This is a genomic window from Bartonella sp. TS25HLJMH, from assembly GCF_042193505.1.
Classification (GTDB): Bacteria; Pseudomonadota; Alphaproteobacteria; order Rhizobiales; family Rhizobiaceae; genus Bartonella; species Bartonella grahamii.
The window spans coordinates 13561-32373 of record NZ_JBHILV010000016.1; the positions used below are offsets into that span (position 1 = coordinate 13561).

The following is an 18813-nucleotide window of genomic DNA, read 5'->3' on the forward strand; positions in this document are numbered from 1 at the left end:
ATTAGTATAGCTGCAATGATGGTTTTGGAGCAAAGCAAGAAAAATTTTGAGAGAATGCGTTGAAAGTTGAAGTGGTATACGCTTTGAGGGATTGTCGTGCTGTTGTTTGAGCAATGTTTGCACCACGAGCTTTATTGAGTGTATCAGCATTGAAGAAAACCTGTTTAATCTCCCTCATTTGAAAGATTGAACAAGAGTGTTGAAGGGGAAGTAAAAATGTCTGTAGTGCAATATGGTGATGATAGTTTTGCATCAAAAGCAAAAGTTCTTGACAATAATCTTATTGATCGTGATTGGGCGATGACAAAATTTGTTGCTGCTGTTAAAGGATTAGCTCAAGTTGTTGATTATGAAAGCAATATGCTAGAGAGTAGTGGTGTTCCAGATTACGAAGAAATAAATTTATGTAAAATACGTGGTTTGCGTGATCTTAATAAATCCATGAGCGATGTAAAGCGCTACATGAATCAAGATATTGAGCATGAGGTTGAAAGTTTGTTGTCTGATTTACAAGAAAAATTACAGCGTAATAGTGAATTGCTTCAAACGCATTTAAATGCAGTTAATGATCTTTCTAGAGCTATGCAACTATCTGGACGCGTAAAAGAAACAGAGGAATGATTCAAATCTGATGAATATTGGCTGTCCTAAGTGATGACAATGATTAGGTAGATCAGTTTATTTGGATAAATAGTGCGTTTAGTGAGTAGACTTGTTTTAGCGCATTGGGGTGTTTAAATTATTTGTTGTACTGTAAAACGCTGTTCTTAAAACAATGTCTTTTAAGGTGTAGTGATGTGAACTGCATGCTGTGGGAAGCTAGCTGGGAGGAGAGGACTAAGAGAAGGGGGATTATTTACAGAGTATTGTTTGCAGACTGAGTTAATAGGGGGTATCATTTTTTAGTTTAGGGAGGCGATCTTATTGGGAAAGAATAAAGGGCTAGAAATAAGCTTCCCTCTGTACCACCATCCTTTAATTTAGCTTTATGTCTTTCAAAAGCATCTAAAGCACTATCTGTTAAATGATGAAGATTACGCATTATTTCACGCTTCTGTTTCTCTCGTTCTTTAATGGGGGCACGACCCTCATGTAAAACAGAACATCATTGTGTTGCTAATTCACGTGCTTTTTTAAGAAACATCTCTTAAGGCACCCAATCCTATTTCATGGTGGTGTCCGTGAATGGTATATAAAAAGCAAGTAAAATAAAATAGTTATGTCTAATATGGGGGAATAGGTGAATCTTGATTCTATTGAGTTTTTTTGCCTCTATCCCTCATCTTTTTGAAGCTTTTTTATCGCCTCTATAGCTAACCTTTTACGGTCTGCGCTCTTTGTGTAAAGAGATGCCATAGCATCATTTGTCCAGCCAAAAATTGCTTTGAGTTGTGATACTGTTGCACCAGAGTTAGCTGCGCGTGTTGCTGCTAATTTTCTTAATCCATGCGCCGATTTTTTAATTCCAGCAGCATTACAAGCGTCTCTAAATGTATCGCCAAAGCTTTCTTTGGTGAATTTTTGATTCATTTTACTACAGATGAATGTTTTTTCTCCAATAGGACCAATTTCAAGCGTTTTGGCTAATTCCGGTAAAATAGGTAGAAAGACATCTGTTTGGAATTTACTTTTCTCTGTTTTGAGATGAATAATATTGTCTTTGACATCTTTCCAGCCAATGCGAACCGCATCACCACGACGTAAGCCCGTATACAGAAGAATATCAATCCAAACGCGTTCATGGGTACCATGGGACCATCTTTGATAATATTTCTCAACATCTTCTTCTGTCCAAACAGGAAAGCCGCTTTTATTTTTAAGAGGAGGTTTTTTGACGCCTAAAGTTGGATTATTTTCCAAAAGACCTTGATCAATTGCCCAATTAAAAAGTCCATTAAGGGCTTTCAGAAAGTTTCTAGCCATTGCTGGTGTTTCTTTGCGCCGTTCAACACCGGCTATGATATGTTTCTTTTCAATTGCTTGGTATGGAATATTTCCTATGGAGTCGCATATCTTCATAAGAATGTATTCTTTTTGTTTCTTTGTAGTATTAGAGTAGCTATGCCAATTAGAGCTGTTAAAGTATTGTTTAAGCAGCCATGCAAATGAACCTTCAACAAGTTTACCGGTTTTTGATTTAGGAAGTATAAGTCCTTGTAACTCGGCAAGTGCGCTTTTGTAGTTGTCAACAAACTCTTGCGTTCCATAGGTACCGCGTATTCTAATGCGTTTGCCATGACCAATACGTACATACCATACAATTTTGCCATGTTGAGTAATTTGTTTAACGAGATGAGGAGGACGTGGTTTAGGCATGGTATTTTACATCTTAGAGAGTGCGGTTTCGTAATATTCATTCTTTGACAAATCTAAAAGTTTGTCGGGGTGGTTAACTGAATTTGGTAGTGGAATATCGGATTTAAGATAGATAAGCAGTTCACCAGTAGGTTTGATTTCTACGAGTTCACAACCTTGTTTTTTAGCTTCTCTTAAAGCGCGAGCAATGGCTGGTTGCGTTATAGCAGCTGGACGAGGCGCCATATCTTTTCTCCTTACATTGAGATGCAATTCACGTGTGGCGTGAATCACGCTTGTGTTGAAAGTTGTTAGGAAAGGGTGGGGGTGCTAGGAGGTATTTGTGAAGAGAAGCACCCCCATATGTAAAAAATCTGTAAGTTTATTTTTTAGATGTGCTTAATTTCATATTTCCAATCAGGCAATTGAGTGAGAGCTAATGCGAGTTGTCCTCTGTGACATATGCATACATTGGCTTCAAAACAGGTGATTGCAACACGCTTTTTGTTTAAAAAAATTTGATATAATTTGTTTATTGCACAAGAATTATTCTTGAGAGTTGTCTTTTGATAATCTTCAAAAAGGCGGTCATAATCTTTTTGTGTTTTCAAATTTCTTCGTTTTTCAGAAGTAATTCCAAGTTCAGGCATATGCATATATTCAATATCAATGTTGCTTACAGCTTGCTCTAATTGTCTTTTTGAAAATCCGTGTTTTCTACTTATTGGATTTTTACGAACATCACATAAAGTTTTGATATTGTTTTCTATGAGACAACTAAGATAATTCTCAAGGGACCTACCTTCATAGCCAATGGTAAAAAAACAAAATTCCTCATCTTTAGCAGGCTGTATGATAATATGTTTGATGTTACACACGTTTAATTTCCTTATGTAAAAGGGTGGGGGTGCTCGTAGATATGCGGGGAACAAAACACCCCCATAAGGTTAAGCAGCTTTTGTTGAGAGTTGTTGTATCTCTCGTTCTATCTCTGCTAAAAAGGCTTCAACAGCTTGATTGATCTGTTCAATTTGTTGATCATCACGGAGAACACGCTTGACTTTCATGCGTAAGTGAAAGAATTCCCCCGTAAAACGTGGGTCATAGCTTACGAAATCACACCATTTTCGTTCTGTACAAGCCATTTGGAATTGCATTTGTGCGTGATATTCTGGTTTGATTTCGTCACCTATACAAAAGCGCATATGTGTTACTGATCTCGGACATTTGACTTCGATTAAACCGTCTTCTCCAATGAGACCATCGGGGCTAGCCCCCGCCATTTGGATTGTGGGGTGTTGGATAAAGCCGCATTTTGTTATATCGGCATCATAAATGAAGCCATATTCTCTCAAGGCATCTTCTTCATGTTCAATACCCCAACGCATATCTTCAGTTTCATAATAGGGGCTTGTTTCGCCTGTTAAGCGCTCTGTTATGAGTTTGATTTTGTAGTCTTCATATTTGCTTGTAGGCAATCCTTTTGCTGTCTTACTGATAATGTTGTAAACATTAGATGCGGTGACTTTACCTAAGCGTGCTTGGAACCATTCTGCTGTTCTTTGTTTCATCTCACACCGCCGTTCTTTGTTCTTGTGGTGCATATTCTATATCTTGGACGTGAATATATTCGGCATCTTGTATAGGCGCTTCTATTTGCTTTTGTTGTAGGAAAGATTGTTCTTTTTCATGCTGTCTCTTTTGCAAAACATCCAAAATCCTTTGTGCTCTTTCATCAGGAAGATCTTCAAGCTTTTGGACTCGTCCATACTCAAGCACTTTTTCTTCTTCTGTTTGAGTGATGTTTATTAATTGTTTGATTTGCGTAAGCACGTCATAAGAAACTAACTTCGTTTGTACGTTATGGTTTGCTTCATGGATACGTGCGGCTTCATCTTCTTCATAAATACCGGAAAGCCCGAAAGCATAGCGAGCACATTGTATAGTGGCTTTATGGCGCAACATACGTGCGGGGTATTTTTTCCAAGGTTCACTGTGGGCTTGTTCGCATTCTTTGAGATATTCGGTGACTTCGATAGGATCTTTAATCCCTTTGAGACGAATAGCACATTTGATAGCAATGATATTCCCATTCTCATTGAGTTGATCTTGAAAGGTCATGCCATCAAAGTCAGGATTTGATTTGATGATCTTTATCCAACCGTCGATAGAAACAACGGGTATGATGCCGCCGCCTTTTTTAGGGAATGCATAGATTTCTTTTGTTAAAGGGTTAAGTCCATAAGTATTGGCAACAAAAAGAAAAACGGCAAATTCTGCATCAGTGATGACATTAGCATTTTTATCTCCAATACAAGTTTTTATGATTGTGGCTCGAAATTCTTCAGCAGAAAATCCATATTTTTCTGCCATTTCTTTTAAAAAAGTGGAATTTGTCATCTTGATTTCCTACATTGCGCGCAATTCACCTGTGGCGTGAATCACGCATCTGTTAAAAGGCTGGTTTTGGGGTGTTAGAGTTTTGTCTTTACAGGTTGTACAATCCGATCAATTGGAATGCGTTTTATATATGCACAATGATCAGAATATAGCGTCAACAAGAAAGATTCATCTGAATTAGGTGGTATCATTTCAAATCTAGTGCATGCAAACGGTCTGAATTCGTATGAAAATGCAAAGCATTGCGATCCTATGAGTTCCATTGGCACGATATTCTCTTCACTTAAGAAGGCATCTATTTTGTCTTTAGAGATTATGGTATCTACATAGGGCTCGCCCTTATCTCCAGAGATCGTTATACAAAGTTCACCTGGATTGTGGGTATTTCTCACAACTAACTGCGAACACAAAGTAGGTTTAATTTCATATCTATACATAATAATTATCTTCTCTCGCTCGTTGTGATAATACTGCCTCCACGAACCTCTGAATCTCCGTAAATGTGTGCGTTACCATACACTTCTGCATTGCAATGAACACTTGCATTTTCGTAAACATGTGCTTTTCCAAAAATACGACCACCATATATTTTTGCGTTATGATGAATTGTTGCATTTTCATAAATATTTGCAAAATAACAAACTTTTGAGTTATCAAATACCTTGGCATTGTTGTAAACTTTTGCACCGCTATAAACCATGGCATCATCATAAACCCAACAGTCTCCTTCATGACTTAAGTTGCTCTCACCTTCTATAAAGCCGCCTAGGTCACCTTTTTTGACATATCCAAAGTCTCTTAATGCTCTAATTCGGTGAAGAGTTCTTCCATCAAACACAATTTTTTCATCAGTAAATTCGTATTTTTTCATCTGGTTTGTTACCTAGTTGAGATTCTTTTATCGCCATCAATCCAGTCGTCCCAACATACACATGCTTCACCGTAAATTTTTGCATGACCGTAAACATGCGCATCACCGGAAACTTCTGCATTGCCGTAAACACGCGCCCTATCATAAATGTATGCCTTTTCGTAAACTTGTGCATTGCCATAAACTTCTGCATTATCAAAAACGTGCGGTTCACCGCAAATATATGCATCACCGTAAACTTCTGCATCACCGTAAATGCATGGTTCATCGCAAACTTCTGCTTTGCCATAAATACGAGAATTGTTGTAAACATGTGCATAACCGTAAACTTGTGCATTTTCGTAAACCAAGGCATCACCAAAAACCTTGGCATAACCATAGACTTTTGCATAATCCCCAATCCAGCAATTACCACGATGCGATAGGTTGTCTTCTTTCTCGATATAGCCTCCTAAATCACCTTTCTCGACGTTTCCAAAGTCTCGTAATGCGCGAATGCGGTGGAGAGTTTTGCCCCCAACTTCGATTGTTTCATCAGTAAATTCGTATTTTTTTTCCATTATTTTACTCCTTTAAGTTAGACTCTGCCTTTGTCGTTCTTGCAAAAGAACGGCATTGCATTGTGTGGTGAATTTTTTGAAAAGGAGGCGTCTTTTAAAAACGCCTTTAGCTTTTAAAGCACATCACAAGGACGCAAACGGTGTTGTTGTTCGTAAGAACCATACATTGCATCATCATATTCGCGCTGTTTTATATCATCTAAAAAAAACCGTATGCTGAACTATGCGTAACAAAGTCGTGAGGAATGTTTCCGTTGAAACACTGCTCTTCACATTCTTTAAGATAGAATTCGGCAATATCTTCAGAGATATCTTCGCAACGATTAGTCGTTGGTTCTACGCGCAAAATTTGGACAGCATTATCGGCTTGGTCGATAAATTTGATCATGTCACTTTCTTCTAAGAAAGGACCAGATTTAGCGAGATTTTGCTCTTCATTTTCGCACATCACTAAGAGAATTTCATCAGAATTTATAAACACTGGTTTTGTCACAAATGCCTCCATAGAGCCTATTGGCAAAAGTTATTTTCTAAGATATGGAGTGAATATATTTTCGATTTTAGAATAAGTCAATATAATTTTTCTAAAACAGAAAAAAATTTTTTTAGTGATAGACAAATAGTCTACACAAAAAAGTAATTTAATTTTCATTTCAATGTGGAGAAAATTCTGTATGAAGCAGTCTAAAAAAGCTCTAAAAATATTTTCGTCATTAACAAATGAGCAAAAACGGGTGGTTATTTTTCATCTTCTTCTTGCAAAGATCGTAGAAAAGAAATGACAGCTTTTCTATGTTCTGGCTTTGCCGAGGAATATAATTTTAAAAAATAATCATCACAATTATCGGGTATAAAATGAGGGGGGAGAGCTTTAAAAAATGAAGTTAATCTAACGAGTTCATCAGCAGATATACTTCTACTTTCTTTATCATCATCGATAGAAAGCATTTTAGATACAACAGATGTATGAAGTCCCATATGTTTAGCTAATTCAGTTCGGGACCCATGACCCATTGTTTTAAGTTTTTCATTTGCCCAAATTTTTATTTCTTTTTGAATATCCATACTTACCAATATTCCTGTTGTTTTAAAAAATATCAACATTTCTATTTTAGAAAAAATGTTGACATTTTTTCTATAATCGAATAAATGCCCATTTGATAAATAGAGAAATTAAAATGAATATCAAAAATTCAGCAGGTACGATTATAAAATATTTAGGCGGTGCGAAACGTGTGTCGTTGATTTCTCAATGTCATGTGTCTGCTGTTTATAAATGGACTTATCCTTTAAAAAAACTAGAGGGTAAAGGCGGAATTATACCAGCTAAATATCAAATTATGCTTTTGAACTATGCACGTGAGCATGGGATAGACTTGCGTCCAGAAGATTTTTTTTATCCCGAGCGCTTGCAGAGATTAATGCAAGAGCAACACCCCCCAATGTCTACATTTGCAAAAAGTTCTGGCGTTGATAGCGCGGGTGAAACTTTGCAGCCTTAAGGAGATGATCATGGCTTTAAGGGAAGCGCATAAGAATGATGTTGGCAAGGCGCGTGTAGAGCTTATAGCGCCGTTGGCACTGCTTGAAATTGGTAAAGTTTTAGAGTTTGGGGCAAAGAAGTATGGAGCAAACAATTGGCGTAATGGCATGCACTGGAGCAGGTTTCACGGTGCTGCTTTACGTCATTTATTAGCATGGTTTGGTGGAGAGCATAAGGATGCTGAGAGTGATTTATCACACTTGGCACATGCGGCTTGTTGCATTCTTTTTTTAATGGAATGCGAAGCACAACAGATTGGTCATGATGACCGCCCTCATAAAAATTAAAGGAGATAAAGATGAGTTCGAATGAGATTTTATGGATAGCAGTGGTTTCAGTTTTGCTCTTAAGCGGAGTGATGTTTCGTATTGCATTGCATTATCGCGATCAAGTTAAAGCACTTAAAGAGCAGGTTCAAGATCTTAAGAAAGAAATGAGAGAGAATGAGTTTAGGTATTTAAAGGAAAGCAAGCAGACAATTGATCAATGTGATGCGGATCTTGAACAATGCGACAAGCTAATTGAAGAACGTGACGAGGAAATTGAAGAACTTAAGCAAAAGATAGATGCGTACCGAGAAGAGTTTAAACGGAAAAGTGAAAAGATACAGGCACTAAAAGCAGATGTTCAATCACGTGATACGGAAATTCAAAGACTAACACAAGAGCTTAAACAGCGTGATGAAGTAGTAAAAGCGCCGGCTCATAAGAATAAGAAGAGTAAGAAGAAGGGTAAGTGAGGAGAGAGGGATGGGCTTAATTGCACTTATTATATCTTATATTGCTAATTTGTGTTCATGTTATGCGGTTTATACCAATTTTAAAAACATAAAAATGCTTAGACAAGCGATAAAAGAACGAGATGAGTTAATAGCGTCACAAAAAGCGTTGATGGAAGGACAGCTAGCAGAAAATGAAGAGAAAATACAACATTTACAAAAATTACAAAAAGAAGTGCAAGAACGTTTGTTGGAATCTGAACAGAAGAAATCTAAAGAGCAAGAATATTTGACTGAATATGAAAATATTAATGACAATCTTCAAGAGCCTGAAGATGTTCGTGCGCTTGTAAGAGAGTTTGTAAACAAAGCTCCAATTATAAATGAATATAGTGATGAAAAAGATGATGATAGAGCACGAAAGATATTGCAACAATTAATGATGGATGAACAGAGAAAGAATGAAGCAATTCAAATTATTAACGATGTCCATACATGGTTTATGGCAAAAAAAACCGTTACAATTGAAGAAGTTAATAAATGGGATAGATCGCAATATTTATTATTTCATCTTGTGAGGCCAAAGCCACTGACATGGGCCGAGTTGGCTGAAAAAAGTATTGAGGAACAACAGCGTTATTGTTCAAATTGGAAAACCATTATTCTTTGAACGTAACAGCTGTAAGAGTTCTGGTTCAAAGTATTGAATATCGCGGACGGGAAAATTCACTTTTTCTGGTGGATTTTGAGGATCTACGGCAGTGTGTTCTAAAGTGAATGCTAGTCTAGATGGTGTATTATTATTTATAGGTGCGATAGTAAGAACCAAGTATAGCGAGCTGGAAACATCAAGGCTAAATACATTAAGAGTATCATATATTTTAGGTTCTACTTTAGGTTTTTTTAAACAGAGAAGTTTGAAATTTTTGGGGGAGATGGTGTGTACCTTTTTATAAGGAGGAAAAGGATAGGATATACTATATGTTGCATGAATAAATCTAAAAAGGCTGTCTTTATTTATACTAATCGAATTGATTGTAATTGGTTGTTTTGTAGGATTTGCAATGAATAAAGCTATATCGATGAATAAAAATACGTCACTATCGGGATCTTTATATGTTCGCATATATTGTGACAAAACATTAAGTTTTCTTTGCTCTAAAATTTCTGTCTGTTTTTCTAGAACGTTGGTAAGCTTTTCTAGCGCTTGTGCTTGTTGTTTAGTTGATTTAGCTATGTCCATGGCATTAGCTAATTCAGCTTTAAACTTTTCTAGATCTTCCTTTCTTGATTTTTCAGCTTCTATTTTGTCTTCCTTTCTTAATTTCAATGTCTGTTTAATAGAACGAAAAGCAAAAATTGCTGATAATAAAGCACCAACCGAAGAAAGTGCTGAAAATAATACAGAAAACGCTGAAAATAATACAGGATGCTGTTCTATCCAATTTAAAACTGCTTGCATATTTTACACACCGTTCTTTCTTTCATTTTCGGAAAAAAACAACCTAATAAAACACATTGTGTATGGAGAGGCGCAGTGAATAACACGATTCTTTGTTTTGATCTAGGTACCAAAACGGGGTGGGCGATACGTGGTGCAAGTGGTGACATGTTCAGTGGTACCGTGAATTTTCAATCGCGCCGTTTTGAAGGCGGTGGAATGCGTTACTTGCGTTTTAAACAATGGCTATCAGAAATAAAGCAGACAGCAGGTCAAATTGACGCGGTGTATTTTGAAGAGGTGCGTCGGCATGTTGGTACAGATGCAGCGCATGTTTACGGTGGTTTGTTAGCAACGTTAACGGCGTGGTGTGAACATCATCAGATACCGTATGAGGGTATACCAGTAAGTACGATTAAGAAAGCGACGACAGGCAAGGGGAATGCGTCGAAAGAAGAGATGATTAAGGCGATATGTTCCAAAGGTCATGCGCCTTGTGATGACAACGAAGCAGATGCTTTAGCAATTTTATATTTAGTTAAAGAAAGGGAATTGGGGTATGTCCAGTAAATTACCATGGACGAGGCTTTTTGCAGACAGATGGCTTCTTACTCTTGGTTGTTTGTCGCCGACCGAGAAATGTATCTATGTCATGTTGCGACTTCTAATGCTCCATACTGGTGAACCTATTTTAAAGGACTTAACGGTATTAGCTTTTTGGGTTGGTTATCCAGTAGAAGAGTTTGAAGCAGCTTTGAATTCCTTGATTGAAGGTGGATTCATCATACGTTTAGACAATGGTGGGTTGTGGAATTCAGAAGTTGAAAAAGAACTCAATAACGTCACTGAAGAGCTAGATAATTTCACTTGCAATAATAATAAAGAAAGGGAGGTGAAGTATGTCAACTAAGTTGCCATGGACGAGGCTTTTTGCAGACAAGTGGGCAATAGTTGTTGATTATTTGCCTGCTGTAGAGGGCAATATCTATATGCGATTACGGTTACGTATGTTGCATACTGGTGAACCTCTTTTTTATAATATTAAAGTTTTATCTAATTACACGGGTTATTCAGTGAAGAAGTTTGAAGCGGCACTGAATGTTTTGCTTGAAGAAGGATATTTCATTCGTTTAGCAGATGGTCGCTTGTGGAATTTAGATGTTGAGGAAGAACTCAATAACTCTAATGAGAATTTAAATAGACTCTCAGAAAAAGCTATAAAAGCTGCGAATACTAAGAGAAATAAGCAGAAAGATAATTCATCAAGAGAACATGATGATGTCATGATGACATCATCACGAGGTCATGATGACATCATGATGAGTTCATCACGACAACACATTAACATTAACAATAACAATAACAAAAAAAATAAAAATATTATTTTATCAAAAAGAGAAATTGATTTTGAAAATTTAGAAACAAACGATTTTGTTGAAAAGGCAATCGAGTGTGATGTTGAAAGCCAATCAGAACAAATCAAAACGATAGAAACCAAACAACCAATCATTCACGAGCAAAATATCAATCTTTCAAACGAAGCTAACAACCGATGGCAAATTAACGAAGCGATGATTGCGAAATTGCCTTCACGAAAAGTTAAAAAGGTTGGAAAAAAACTTTCAGAAATCTTTGACACGATGATGCCTGCTTATTTTCCAGAGAAAGCAAACTTTTTTGAAGAAACTAAGAAAACAAGCGAAAAACAAGACGTTGAAAGAATACTAGAAGATTTCAAACCCGATTTTCAATACGCAACTGAACAAGGATTAACGCATGATGAAGCCTTATCAGAATTTGAAAAATTTGTACGCTTTTCAAAATCCAACCCATGTCGAAATGCAAATGAACGCGATTGGCAAAGCGCTTGGGATAATTGGATTACGCATCCAGAATATGGATTGGTAATTAAGAAACACAAAAAATTAGAAACGGAAAAACTATATGCAACCGCATGCTATAAATCATCATCAAACAATTTCGCAAACAACCTTTCAGAAAGATTTAGCATACCCCCAACAGCGATCTACGCTTAAAGACACTTATGGATCAGAAATAGAGCTTTTTTCGGAAGCATCAGTCATGAAATCGTATTTAAAATGATCCGAAAAAACAGCAAAGTAGTGAAATTTGCTGAACGTTTTGAGAATAGACATGCGTTTAAATTGACAGAAAGGCACCGTACAGAGCGATTTAAAGATTTTATGATAAAAACCACATTGAAATTAAAAACGCTTCTGTACGGTCCATTTTGAGGCAAATAAACCCATTGGTAAAGTTATGGATTTAGATTAGGGGATATTAAACCAGATGTTTTTAAAAAAACGTAAACAGAAAGGGCAAAAAAAGTGGGTTGCAACGGCGGTGGGGCATGCACCATGGGGATTAGGGGTAGCAGAGTATTTTTATAACCTTTACGAATATGATGATGGCACAAGAGAATACGAAGAATTTGACGGTGGTCAGTATCATGAGATGCCTTGTAAAGTTGATTACAGTACCAAGGCGCAAGTGAAAGCTTGGATATACGGTGGTGATTTGCCAAGAAGCGTATTGAGTTGCGAAGCGTTGATAGACGAGGTGAATAGGGAAATCAAAAAACGTACAGTGAAAGCAGTGAAAACTTATGATGATATAGACAGTGAACTAGAGAAAGCACTTGGTATTCAATTAGGTAGGTATCAAAATGAAAAAAATTGAAAAAAATAAAAAATACGTATTGACATTAAGGAAAGGTTCGTTTAGAAAGGCGTCAAGTGCTCAAAACACTAAATCACAAGCGGATAAACCCCGATAAGGTTTTTCCCATTTCTTTAAATACTGACTGTCTTTTATGTTGTGATTAGCATATAACGATTATGTCGGGTGTGTTCACACCATACAATACTCTTTATGAGAAAAGTGTGACGACGGACTTGTGACCGTGTTTTGAACACCCGGCGCCCTTATAGGGTTGTCAATTCAAAACCCAATAATCACAAGGATTACTAGCATGAGTGCTACAGTTAAAAAGAGAAAACCATCCAAAAAATATGAATTGACTAATGAAATAGATCATATGACTGGTCTCACATTATACCGTATACGCGCCTTAAAAGATTTTGGAGATGTCAAGGCGGGGGATTTAGGTGGTTTTATAGAAAATGAAAGCAACCTATCGCATTATGGTACGTGCTGGGTATATGATAAAGCCCGCGTTTTTCAAAATGCCCGCGTTTCTGGGAATGCAAAAGTAAGAAGCTTTTTTGTAGACGTTTGTGGGAATGCAAAAATTTATGGGAATGCTATTTTTGAAGCTATTTTTATGGGAGGCAATGCGCGTCTTTATGGGAATGCTCATATTAAAGGTGCTGTTGTAATTGAAGGCAATGCAAAGATTTATGATAATGCCTATGTAACTGATCATGCTCATATTTCTGATGATGCCGTCATTTGTGATGATGCTCATGTTGGAGGCAATGCAAAAATAAGCGGCGCTGCTCATATTTGTGATGACGCGCGTGTTTTCGATGATGCCGTTGTATGTGGTGCTCTTATCTCAGGAGATTCTTATGTTCATAGCGCCGCTTCTTTAACAGCAGATGATCATATTTGGAATGAAGCATATCCCGAATTTGGTAGTGAAGATGATTATTATCGTCATGAGTATTATGATGATTTTGAAGACTATTATGATGCTGATCTTGAATCTGAAAATGATGACGATTTAGAATGTGAATTAGAATATGAAAAAGAAGCTGCTTAATTAAACAATAGGGCGGTGCGGGGGCGCCTCCTTATAACCATTTCATTCAAAAATTTATTCAAATGTTAGATTAGGGAGCTACCTATGACCACTAAAAATGTATCCAAAAAATATGAACTTACTAATGAAACTACAGAAGTTAAAGACCATCTCTATGGTAGAGTTAGAACACTTTATCGCATTAAAGCTTTAAGAAGTTTTGGAAGTGTTAAAAAAGGAGATTTAGGGGGCTTTATTGAAAGTGAATACAACTTATCACATGATGGCAATTGCTGGGTTGGTGATGATGCCAAGGTTTATAATGCTGCTATGGTTTGGGGGCATGCGAAGGTTTTTGAAAATGCAATAATTTGTGATGAGGCGTGTGTTAATGGGTTTGCGAAGGTTTACGGCAATGTACGTGCTTATGGAAAGGCAATTATTGGTGGCAGGGCGCGTGTTTTTGGAGATACGCAACTTATTTTGGGGGCATGGGTTACAGGAAGAAAAGAGATTTCTACAGGTTTAATATCCTTTTGTAGATAGATAAAGACTGTAGATAAATTGACTAAAGCGGCTTCTAAAAGATAGAATTAAAAAAAGCCGCGTCCTTTAAGACACGGCTTTTATTATCAAAACAGCTAGCGATCCAAATAAACGATTAAAATAACCAATCGAAATATAAGAGAACATCTCTTTATTGCACAAAACGTATCAAAACGCAAGCTGTTAAGTAAAATAAAAATGGGATTCACACTGTAGATTCAGTGATTTATAAATATCATTTATCAAATCAATTTAAATCATAATGAATAAAATGAACGCTGTTAAATTACCTTCTTTTCAAACAGAAGAACAATCTTCTTTTCGTCAACTTCCCCATAATATTGAAGCAGAACAAGCTTTGCTGGGTGCTATCATTATCAATAATAATGCTCTTGATAGCGTTTCTGATTTTTTGAAAGCAGAGCACTTTTTTGAACCGTTGCATCAAAGGCTTTTTAATATCATTTCACAAATTGTTCAAAAGGGAAAAGTTGCAGATCCCATTACTATTAAGCCGTTTGTTGAAAATGATGCGAAAATTGGTGACATCACTGTATATAATTACGTGGTGCGTTTAGCTACCGAGGCAGTTACAATCATTAATACTAAAGATTATGGAAGCGTCATTTATGATCTGTTTATCCGACGCTCTTTAATTAACCTTGGCACTCAAGTTGTGAATAGAGCTTATGATGCTTCTGTAGAATTTACAACATCACAACAAATTGAAACTGTTGAAAATCAGTTGTTTGAATTGGCAGAAAAAGGGAAATATGGAGGTGGATTTGAAAATTTTAACGAGGCTATTAAAAAAGCTATCGATATGGCAAGTGCAGCGAAAAAGCGTTCCTCAAGGCTCTCAGGGATAGCTACCCATATCAAAACACTTGATGAGAAAATGGGAGGGTTACAAGCATCTGATTTGATTATCCTTGCGGGGCGCCCTGCTATGGGGAAAACCTCTCTAGCTACCAATATTGCTTTTAATATTGCCAATGCTTGCAAGCGTCATGATAACAGCCAAGCCAATGAAGGGGGCATTGTAGGTTTCTTCTCACTTGAGATGTCATCTGAACAGCTTGCAACCCGTATTATCTCAGAACAAATAAAGGTTTCTTCTTCTGATATGCGTCGTGGTAATATCTCAGAAGAGCAATTTACCAACATCATTTACGCAATGCGTTCCTTACAAACAATCCCTCTTTATATTGATCAAACAGGTGGTGTATCCCTTGCACAATTGTCCGCCCGTGCAAGGCGTCTTAAACGACAACATGGTCTAGATGTCTTGATTATTGATTATATCCAACTCATGACAAGTGGTTCAAAGCGTTCATTAGAAAATCGCGTTCAAGAAATTACAGCCATTACCACCGGATTAAAAGCACTTGCAAAAGAACTCAATATTCCCATCATTGCTCTGTCACAACTTTCACGTCAAGTTGAAAACCGAACCGATAAACGTCCCCAATTATCCGATTTACGTGAATCTGGTTCAATCGAGCAAGATGCCGACATTGTTTTGTTCGTCTATCGCGAAGAATACTATCTCAAAAATGAAGAACCCAAAGAAGGCACTCCTGAGTATAGCAAATGGCAAGAGGCAATGGAGCAAGCCAAGGGTAAAGCTGAGGTTATTATAGCAAAACAACGCCATGGTCCGACAGGAATCGTTCCCCTTGCATTTCAATCCGATTTTACGCGCTTTAGTGATTTATAACATAATGTAAAACATTAAATAATTGTTATTATACAACTGAAAACATTGTAAAAACACATAAAACATGTTATGATCTTTACATCATTTAATGGAACTTACAAACATGCTTAATAAAGTGATTTTAATTGGTCATTTAGGTGCCAATCCAGAAAGCAAAACTATGCCTTCTGGTGGTGAGGTGGTTAATTTTCGAATGGCAACGTCTGAGAGCTATACAGACAAGGCAACCAATAAGAAAGTAGACAAAACTGAATGGCATTCCATTGTGGTGTTTAATCCACATTTGGCAAAAATAGCACTCCAGTATCTCAACAAAGGTTCAAAGGTTTACATAGAAGGCAAATTACAGACACGCAAATGGCAAGATAAAAATGGTATTGACCGTTATATAACAGAAATTGTCTTACCTCAGTACAAAGGCGAGTTAAAGCTTTTAGATGGCAAAAATGATGATAATCAAGATCAGTCATCTGCTTATGACAGAAGCATTTACAGACCTCTTGATACGCCCCATACCGTTATGAATGACAGTGTTCCTTTTTAATAGAGGGTATTTAAATGTCTGATAAGCCGCCGCTCCATTCCTTTAGTGCAATCTGTAAATCTAAGCCAGTTTATAACTATACTATTACAGATCAGGAGATAAAATCATTACAACATAATAATAAGATTGAGACATTCTGTAATATATCAGCAGGCTTTCTAATTGTAATGATGGTCATTATCTTCGTGTGGATGATGAGTGATGATGATGATTGGAAAAAAATTCCAGCCTTTTGTATAGGCGGCGTGTTGCTAATACTTGTAGCGGCTTTGGATGCAAAAACAAATTCAAACTCAAAGGAAATTTGGGAAAACGTTAAACAGGCATCTGAGGTTATCTGTGAAAAAAAATAAAAAAAGGGGACGCCCTAAAATAGCAGGGCAGGTAAGAGAACCAAACGGACGTATATCACGTGCAAAAGCACCGCGTGAAGCCGTTGATAAATTGGCAATAGAAATGCGTGCAAAGCGCTTCGGTTTAACGCTACAAGAGGCAAAAAATCCACTTTCTGGATCTTATATAGGGCGGCTTTGTTTACAAGGCGTGCTTACACAAGAGCAATATGATGCCGCGCAAAAATACCTACAGGTAAGAAACAATTACTTTTGTGCAAAAGGCTTGCCAAGCGCTGTTTATGATGAAATGCCATCATCTTCTGATGATAAGGCAAGAGACAAATGGGTAGAATTTGCTACAGAGCAGTTTTTCAATATGCAAGAGGCAATAAAAGAAGCACAATGCCTTTATAGGCAATACAATCTTTACGCCGCAATACAGTATCTTGTTATAGAAGATCAAATGCTACCGCATCTTGTGAGTTCATTGCGAATAGTTCTTAATGCGCTTCATAAACATTTCACTGTAACAAAGTAAAAAGCGTGATATGAAACGTTTTTCTGTACAATATGTTGTATTTGTATTACAGTGAATACAAATATGAGGATTGTGTTATGACGATATCTATTCGATTGCCAAGTGATCTTGAGACACGTTTGAATAATTTAGCTGCTAAAACAGGACGCACAAAGTCTTTTTATTTACGTGAGATTATTGAACGTGGAATAGAAGAAGCAGAGGATTATTATTTAGCCTCACAAGTAAGAGAGCGTATTCGAAATGGAGATGCAACTTTTTACAGCTCTGAAGAAGTGAGGAAAGAGCTTGGCTTGGACGATTAAATATGAAAAAAAAGCTCTCAGTTTTTTAAAAAAATGCGATAAAAAAGAAGCACGGAGGATTGTTGATTTTTTAGATAAATACGTTGCTCCTCTTGAAAATGCGCGTGTAGTAGGGAAGCCTTTGAGAGGTCAATTGTCTGGCTTGTGGAGATATCGTGTGGGAGACTATAGAGTACTATGCGATCTTTACGATAGAGAGCTTGTAGTGTTGGTTTTAGCTATTGGACATAGAAAAAATATATATAAAGATTGAAGATAATAGCGACAATGCATATTATTTTTGCCTTTTAAAACACCATATTTAGGTAAAAAAATAAAATAACACAATACGTGTCATTTTCTTGTTGACATTATGTTGCAAATCGTATTTAATGGCGTTACTGTACTTGGTCGTATTGTATCTAGACGAGAGGCAGTGCAGTTTAAAATCCCCGCAAATGCGGGGTTTTTTATTATCTGGAGGGCGTATTTTATGACATCAGAAAATACACAGCAGGCTCCACAACCCATTAAAAAGCGTATACCACCAAAGGCAGGTCAAGGGCGTGTCAAAGGCGTTCCAAATAAAGTGACGCGCATTTTAAAAGAAGCAGTGGTTAAGGCTGCTGAGAATGCTGGGAATAAAATTGGCAAGGATGGTTTGATCTCTTATCTCGAAAAACAGGCAATCAAATGCCCCGCTGCTTATTTAGCGTTGCTTGGTAAGGTGTTGCCTTTACAGGTAACAGGTGAAGATGGGGGAGCCGTTAAGGTGATAACGCGTGTAGAAATCGCGCCTTTGGTTAATGACGACACGACAGATTAATATTGTACCAAAGCTTATACCGATTTTTGCAGGTGATGCTTTGGTGCGTGCTGCTTGGGGAGGGAGAGGGTCTGGAAAGACAAGATCATTTGCCTTGATGGCTGCTTTAAAAGGCTATCAATTTGGTAGGAGAGGGATATCGGGCACTATTCTTTGTGCACGGCAGTTTCAAAATTCTTTGGCAGAAAGTTCATTGGAGGAGATTAAGCGCGCCATTGAAGCGCATGACTTTTTAAAGGACTATTACAAGGTTGGGGAGTCGTCGATTAAGTCGATAGATGGTCGTATAGCCTTTCAGTTTTCTGGTTTGGACCGGAATATTGCAAGTATCAAATCCATGGGGCGTATTTTGCTTTGTTGGGTTGATGAGGCAGAGCCCGTTACAGAGACGGCTTGGCAGACGCTTATACCGACTTTGCGAGAAGAAGGAGAAGGATGGCGGGCAGAGTTATGGGTGACATGGAACCC

Annotated in this window: 28 protein-coding genes and 2 pseudogenes; 19 read left to right on the top strand and 11 right to left on the bottom strand. The window is 37.3% G+C overall.

The window, feature by feature from the left end:
* The first annotated feature begins 216 nt into the window (after positions 1 to 216).
* On the top strand, positions 217 to 621 hold the full coding sequence (locus ACFINF_RS07200; protein ID WP_273788300.1) for a flagellar protein FlgN: 405 nt from the start codon (positions 217 to 219) through the stop codon (positions 619 to 621).
* 316 nt (positions 622 to 937) lie between these two features.
* Here the strand turns inward: ACFINF_RS07200 and ACFINF_RS07205 are convergent.
* The 10 genes and pseudogenes from ACFINF_RS07205 to ACFINF_RS07250 form a co-directional block, all read right to left on the bottom strand.
* Positions 938 to 1199: pseudogene (locus tag ACFINF_RS07205) on the bottom strand (integrase); the annotation flags it as partial.
* Positions 1200 to 1272: 73 nt separating this feature from the next.
* Positions 1273 to 2316, bottom strand: a complete 1044-nt coding sequence (locus tag ACFINF_RS07210) for a tyrosine-type recombinase/integrase (protein WP_375620286.1) — start codon at positions 2314 to 2316, stop codon at positions 1273 to 1275.
* A 6-nt stretch (positions 2317 to 2322) separates the two neighbouring features.
* Positions 2323 to 2541: a hypothetical protein gene (locus tag ACFINF_RS07215; protein WP_273791657.1), complete on the bottom strand. Its 219-nt coding sequence runs from the start codon at positions 2539 to 2541 to the stop codon at positions 2323 to 2325.
* Positions 2542 to 2684: 143 nt separating this feature from the next.
* Positions 2685 to 3173: a DUF488 family protein gene (locus ACFINF_RS07220; RefSeq protein WP_375620287.1), complete on the bottom strand. Its 489-nt coding sequence runs from the start codon at positions 3171 to 3173 to the stop codon at positions 2685 to 2687.
* 69 nt (positions 3174 to 3242) lie between these two features.
* Positions 3243 to 3866, bottom strand: a complete 624-nt coding sequence (locus tag ACFINF_RS07225) for a lambda exonuclease family protein (RefSeq protein ID WP_375620288.1) — start codon at positions 3864 to 3866, stop codon at positions 3243 to 3245.
* Position 3867: 1 nt separating this feature from the next.
* A complete protein-coding gene (gene bet, locus ACFINF_RS07230; protein WP_375620289.1) occupies positions 3868 to 4695 on the bottom strand; it encodes a phage recombination protein Bet in 828 nt (275 codons plus the stop codon).
* 442 nt (positions 4696 to 5137) lie between these two features.
* A complete protein-coding gene (locus tag ACFINF_RS07235; protein WP_375620290.1) occupies positions 5138 to 5566 on the bottom strand; it encodes a hypothetical protein in 429 nt (142 codons plus the stop codon).
* Between the two features lie 8 nt (positions 5567 to 5574).
* Positions 5575 to 6126 carry a hypothetical protein gene (locus ACFINF_RS07240; protein WP_375620291.1) on the bottom strand — a complete coding sequence of 184 codons (552 nt, stop codon included), beginning with the start codon at positions 6124 to 6126 and terminating at the stop codon, positions 5575 to 5577.
* A gap of 113 nt (positions 6127 to 6239) precedes the next feature.
* Positions 6240 to 6619, bottom strand: a pseudogene (locus tag ACFINF_RS07245) (hypothetical protein).
* 245 nt (positions 6620 to 6864) lie between these two features.
* Entirely contained in the window at positions 6865 to 7191 is a 327-nt protein-coding gene (locus ACFINF_RS07250) for a hypothetical protein (RefSeq protein WP_375620292.1), read from the bottom strand.
* A gap of 113 nt (positions 7192 to 7304) precedes the next feature.
* Here ACFINF_RS07250 and ACFINF_RS07255 point away from each other — a divergent pair, with 113 nt between their 5' ends.
* From ACFINF_RS07255 to ACFINF_RS07270, 4 genes are read left to right on the top strand one after another with little or no spacing between them, the layout of a single operon-like run.
* Positions 7305 to 7628, top strand: a complete 324-nt coding sequence (locus ACFINF_RS07255; protein WP_375620293.1) for a hypothetical protein — start codon at positions 7305 to 7307, stop codon at positions 7626 to 7628.
* Positions 7629 to 7638: 10 nt separating this feature from the next.
* Positions 7639 to 7956 (top strand): dATP/dGTP diphosphohydrolase domain-containing protein, encoded by a 318-nt coding sequence (locus ACFINF_RS07260; protein WP_375620294.1) that lies wholly within the window; start codon positions 7639 to 7641, stop codon positions 7954 to 7956.
* Positions 7957 to 7967: 11 nt separating this feature from the next.
* The gene (locus ACFINF_RS07265; RefSeq protein ID WP_375620295.1) at positions 7968 to 8408 is read left to right on the top strand and encodes a hypothetical protein; all 441 of its coding nucleotides are present in this window, start codon (positions 7968 to 7970) and stop codon (positions 8406 to 8408) included.
* A gap of 10 nt (positions 8409 to 8418) precedes the next feature.
* Positions 8419 to 9057 carry a hypothetical protein gene (locus ACFINF_RS07270; protein WP_375620296.1) on the top strand — a complete coding sequence of 213 codons (639 nt, stop codon included), beginning with the start codon at positions 8419 to 8421 and terminating at the stop codon, positions 9055 to 9057.
* Here ACFINF_RS07270 and ACFINF_RS07275 read toward each other — a convergent pair.
* On the bottom strand, positions 9031 to 9849 hold the full coding sequence (locus ACFINF_RS07275) for a hypothetical protein (protein WP_375620297.1): 819 nt from the start codon (positions 9847 to 9849) through the stop codon (positions 9031 to 9033). The genes ACFINF_RS07270 and ACFINF_RS07275 overlap by 27 nt on opposite strands.
* Positions 9850 to 9924: 75 nt before the next feature.
* Between ACFINF_RS07275 and ACFINF_RS07280 the strand changes: the two genes are divergently transcribed.
* The 14 genes from ACFINF_RS07280 to ACFINF_RS07345 form a co-directional block, all read left to right on the top strand.
* On the top strand, positions 9925 to 10398 hold the full coding sequence (locus tag ACFINF_RS07280) for a crossover junction endodeoxyribonuclease RuvC (protein WP_375620298.1): 474 nt from the start codon (positions 9925 to 9927) through the stop codon (positions 10396 to 10398).
* Positions 10388 to 10738, top strand: a complete 351-nt coding sequence (locus ACFINF_RS07285; RefSeq protein ID WP_375620299.1) for a DUF1376 domain-containing protein — start codon at positions 10388 to 10390, stop codon at positions 10736 to 10738. The genes ACFINF_RS07280 and ACFINF_RS07285 overlap by 11 nt, the downstream gene beginning before the upstream one ends.
* Positions 10728 to 11864 (top strand): hypothetical protein, encoded by a 1137-nt coding sequence (locus ACFINF_RS07290; RefSeq protein WP_375620300.1) that lies wholly within the window; start codon positions 10728 to 10730, stop codon positions 11862 to 11864. Before ACFINF_RS07285 ends, ACFINF_RS07290 begins: the two co-directional genes overlap by 11 nt.
* A 274-nt stretch (positions 11865 to 12138) precedes the next feature.
* A complete protein-coding gene (locus tag ACFINF_RS07295; RefSeq protein ID WP_375620301.1) occupies positions 12139 to 12528 on the top strand; it encodes a hypothetical protein in 390 nt (129 codons plus the stop codon).
* 292 nt (positions 12529 to 12820) lie between these two features.
* Complete coding sequence (locus ACFINF_RS07300; protein ID WP_375620302.1) at positions 12821 to 13573, top strand: hypothetical protein; 753 nt, start codon at positions 12821 to 12823, stop codon at positions 13571 to 13573.
* An 84-nt stretch (positions 13574 to 13657) separates the two neighbouring features.
* Positions 13658 to 14098, top strand: coding sequence for a hypothetical protein (locus ACFINF_RS07305; RefSeq protein ID WP_375620303.1), 441 nt, complete (start codon positions 13658 to 13660; stop codon positions 14096 to 14098).
* A gap of 271 nt (positions 14099 to 14369) precedes the next feature.
* Positions 14370 to 15818 carry a replicative DNA helicase gene (locus ACFINF_RS07310; RefSeq protein WP_375620304.1) on the top strand — a complete coding sequence of 483 codons (1449 nt, stop codon included), beginning with the start codon at positions 14370 to 14372 and terminating at the stop codon, positions 15816 to 15818.
* Positions 15819 to 15921: 103 nt separating this feature from the next.
* Positions 15922 to 16362, top strand: coding sequence for a single-stranded DNA-binding protein (gene ssb, locus ACFINF_RS07315; RefSeq protein WP_375620305.1), 441 nt, complete (start codon positions 15922 to 15924; stop codon positions 16360 to 16362).
* Between the two features lie 14 nt (positions 16363 to 16376).
* Positions 16377 to 16715, top strand: coding sequence for a hypothetical protein (locus tag ACFINF_RS07320; protein ID WP_375620306.1), 339 nt, complete (start codon positions 16377 to 16379; stop codon positions 16713 to 16715).
* Entirely contained in the window at positions 16702 to 17235 is a 534-nt protein-coding gene (locus ACFINF_RS07325; protein ID WP_375620307.1) for a hypothetical protein, read from the top strand. Before ACFINF_RS07320 ends, ACFINF_RS07325 begins: the two co-directional genes overlap by 14 nt.
* A gap of 77 nt (positions 17236 to 17312) precedes the next feature.
* The gene (locus ACFINF_RS07330; protein WP_007554201.1) at positions 17313 to 17540 is read left to right on the top strand and encodes a DUF6290 family protein; all 228 of its coding nucleotides are present in this window, start codon (positions 17313 to 17315) and stop codon (positions 17538 to 17540) included.
* Positions 17524 to 17793, top strand: a complete 270-nt coding sequence (locus ACFINF_RS07335; protein ID WP_375620308.1) for a type II toxin-antitoxin system RelE/ParE family toxin — start codon at positions 17524 to 17526, stop codon at positions 17791 to 17793. The genes ACFINF_RS07330 and ACFINF_RS07335 overlap by 17 nt, the downstream gene beginning before the upstream one ends.
* Before the next feature lie 219 nt (positions 17794 to 18012).
* Positions 18013 to 18345 (top strand): hypothetical protein, encoded by a 333-nt coding sequence (locus ACFINF_RS07340; protein ID WP_375620309.1) that lies wholly within the window; start codon positions 18013 to 18015, stop codon positions 18343 to 18345.
* A partial coding sequence (locus ACFINF_RS07345) for a phage terminase large subunit (RefSeq protein WP_375620310.1) occupies positions 18326 to 18813 on the top strand: 488 nt, incomplete at its 3' end. The genes ACFINF_RS07340 and ACFINF_RS07345, both read left to right, overlap by 20 nt.

Coding starts and splice junctions, on each gene's coding strand:
- ACFINF_RS07200 (WP_273788300.1), top strand. CDS start 217: ATGTCTGTAGTGCAATATGGTGATGATAGTTTTGCATCAAAAGCAAAA.
- ACFINF_RS07210 (WP_375620286.1), bottom strand. CDS start 2,316: ATGCCTAAACCACGTCCTCCTCATCTCGTTAAACAAATTACTCAACAT.
- ACFINF_RS07215 (WP_273791657.1), bottom strand. CDS start 2,541: ATGGCGCCTCGTCCAGCTGCTATAACGCAACCAGCCATTGCTCGCGCT.
- ACFINF_RS07225 (WP_375620288.1), bottom strand. CDS start 3,866: ATGAAACAAAGAACAGCAGAATGGTTCCAAGCACGCTTAGGTAAAGTC.
- bet (WP_375620289.1), bottom strand. CDS start 4,695: ATGACAAATTCCACTTTTTTAAAAGAAATGGCAGAAAAATATGGATTT.
- ACFINF_RS07235 (WP_375620290.1), bottom strand. CDS start 5,566: ATGAAAAAATACGAATTTACTGATGAAAAAATTGTGTTTGATGGAAGA.
- ACFINF_RS07240 (WP_375620291.1), bottom strand. CDS start 6,126: ATGGAAAAAAAATACGAATTTACTGATGAAACAATCGAAGTTGGGGGC.
- ACFINF_RS07250 (WP_375620292.1), bottom strand. CDS start 7,191: ATGGATATTCAAAAAGAAATAAAAATTTGGGCAAATGAAAAACTTAAA.
- ACFINF_RS07255 (WP_375620293.1), top strand. CDS start 7,305: ATGAATATCAAAAATTCAGCAGGTACGATTATAAAATATTTAGGCGGT.
- ACFINF_RS07260 (WP_375620294.1), top strand. CDS start 7,639: ATGGCTTTAAGGGAAGCGCATAAGAATGATGTTGGCAAGGCGCGTGTA.
- ACFINF_RS07265 (WP_375620295.1), top strand. CDS start 7,968: ATGAGTTCGAATGAGATTTTATGGATAGCAGTGGTTTCAGTTTTGCTC.
- ACFINF_RS07270 (WP_375620296.1), top strand. CDS start 8,419: ATGGGCTTAATTGCACTTATTATATCTTATATTGCTAATTTGTGTTCA.
- ACFINF_RS07275 (WP_375620297.1), bottom strand. CDS start 9,849: ATGCAAGCAGTTTTAAATTGGATAGAACAGCATCCTGTATTATTTTCA.
- ACFINF_RS07285 (WP_375620299.1), top strand. CDS start 10,388: ATGTCCAGTAAATTACCATGGACGAGGCTTTTTGCAGACAGATGGCTT.
- ACFINF_RS07290 (WP_375620300.1), top strand. CDS start 10,728: ATGTCAACTAAGTTGCCATGGACGAGGCTTTTTGCAGACAAGTGGGCA.
- ACFINF_RS07295 (WP_375620301.1), top strand. CDS start 12,139: ATGTTTTTAAAAAAACGTAAACAGAAAGGGCAAAAAAAGTGGGTTGCA.
- ACFINF_RS07300 (WP_375620302.1), top strand. CDS start 12,821: ATGAGTGCTACAGTTAAAAAGAGAAAACCATCCAAAAAATATGAATTG.
- ACFINF_RS07305 (WP_375620303.1), top strand. CDS start 13,658: ATGACCACTAAAAATGTATCCAAAAAATATGAACTTACTAATGAAACT.
- ACFINF_RS07310 (WP_375620304.1), top strand. CDS start 14,370: ATGAACGCTGTTAAATTACCTTCTTTTCAAACAGAAGAACAATCTTCT.
- ssb (WP_375620305.1), top strand. CDS start 15,922: ATGCTTAATAAAGTGATTTTAATTGGTCATTTAGGTGCCAATCCAGAA.
- ACFINF_RS07320 (WP_375620306.1), top strand. CDS start 16,377: ATGTCTGATAAGCCGCCGCTCCATTCCTTTAGTGCAATCTGTAAATCT.
- ACFINF_RS07330 (WP_007554201.1), top strand. CDS start 17,313: ATGACGATATCTATTCGATTGCCAAGTGATCTTGAGACACGTTTGAAT.
- ACFINF_RS07340 (WP_375620309.1), top strand. CDS start 18,013: ATGACATCAGAAAATACACAGCAGGCTCCACAACCCATTAAAAAGCGT.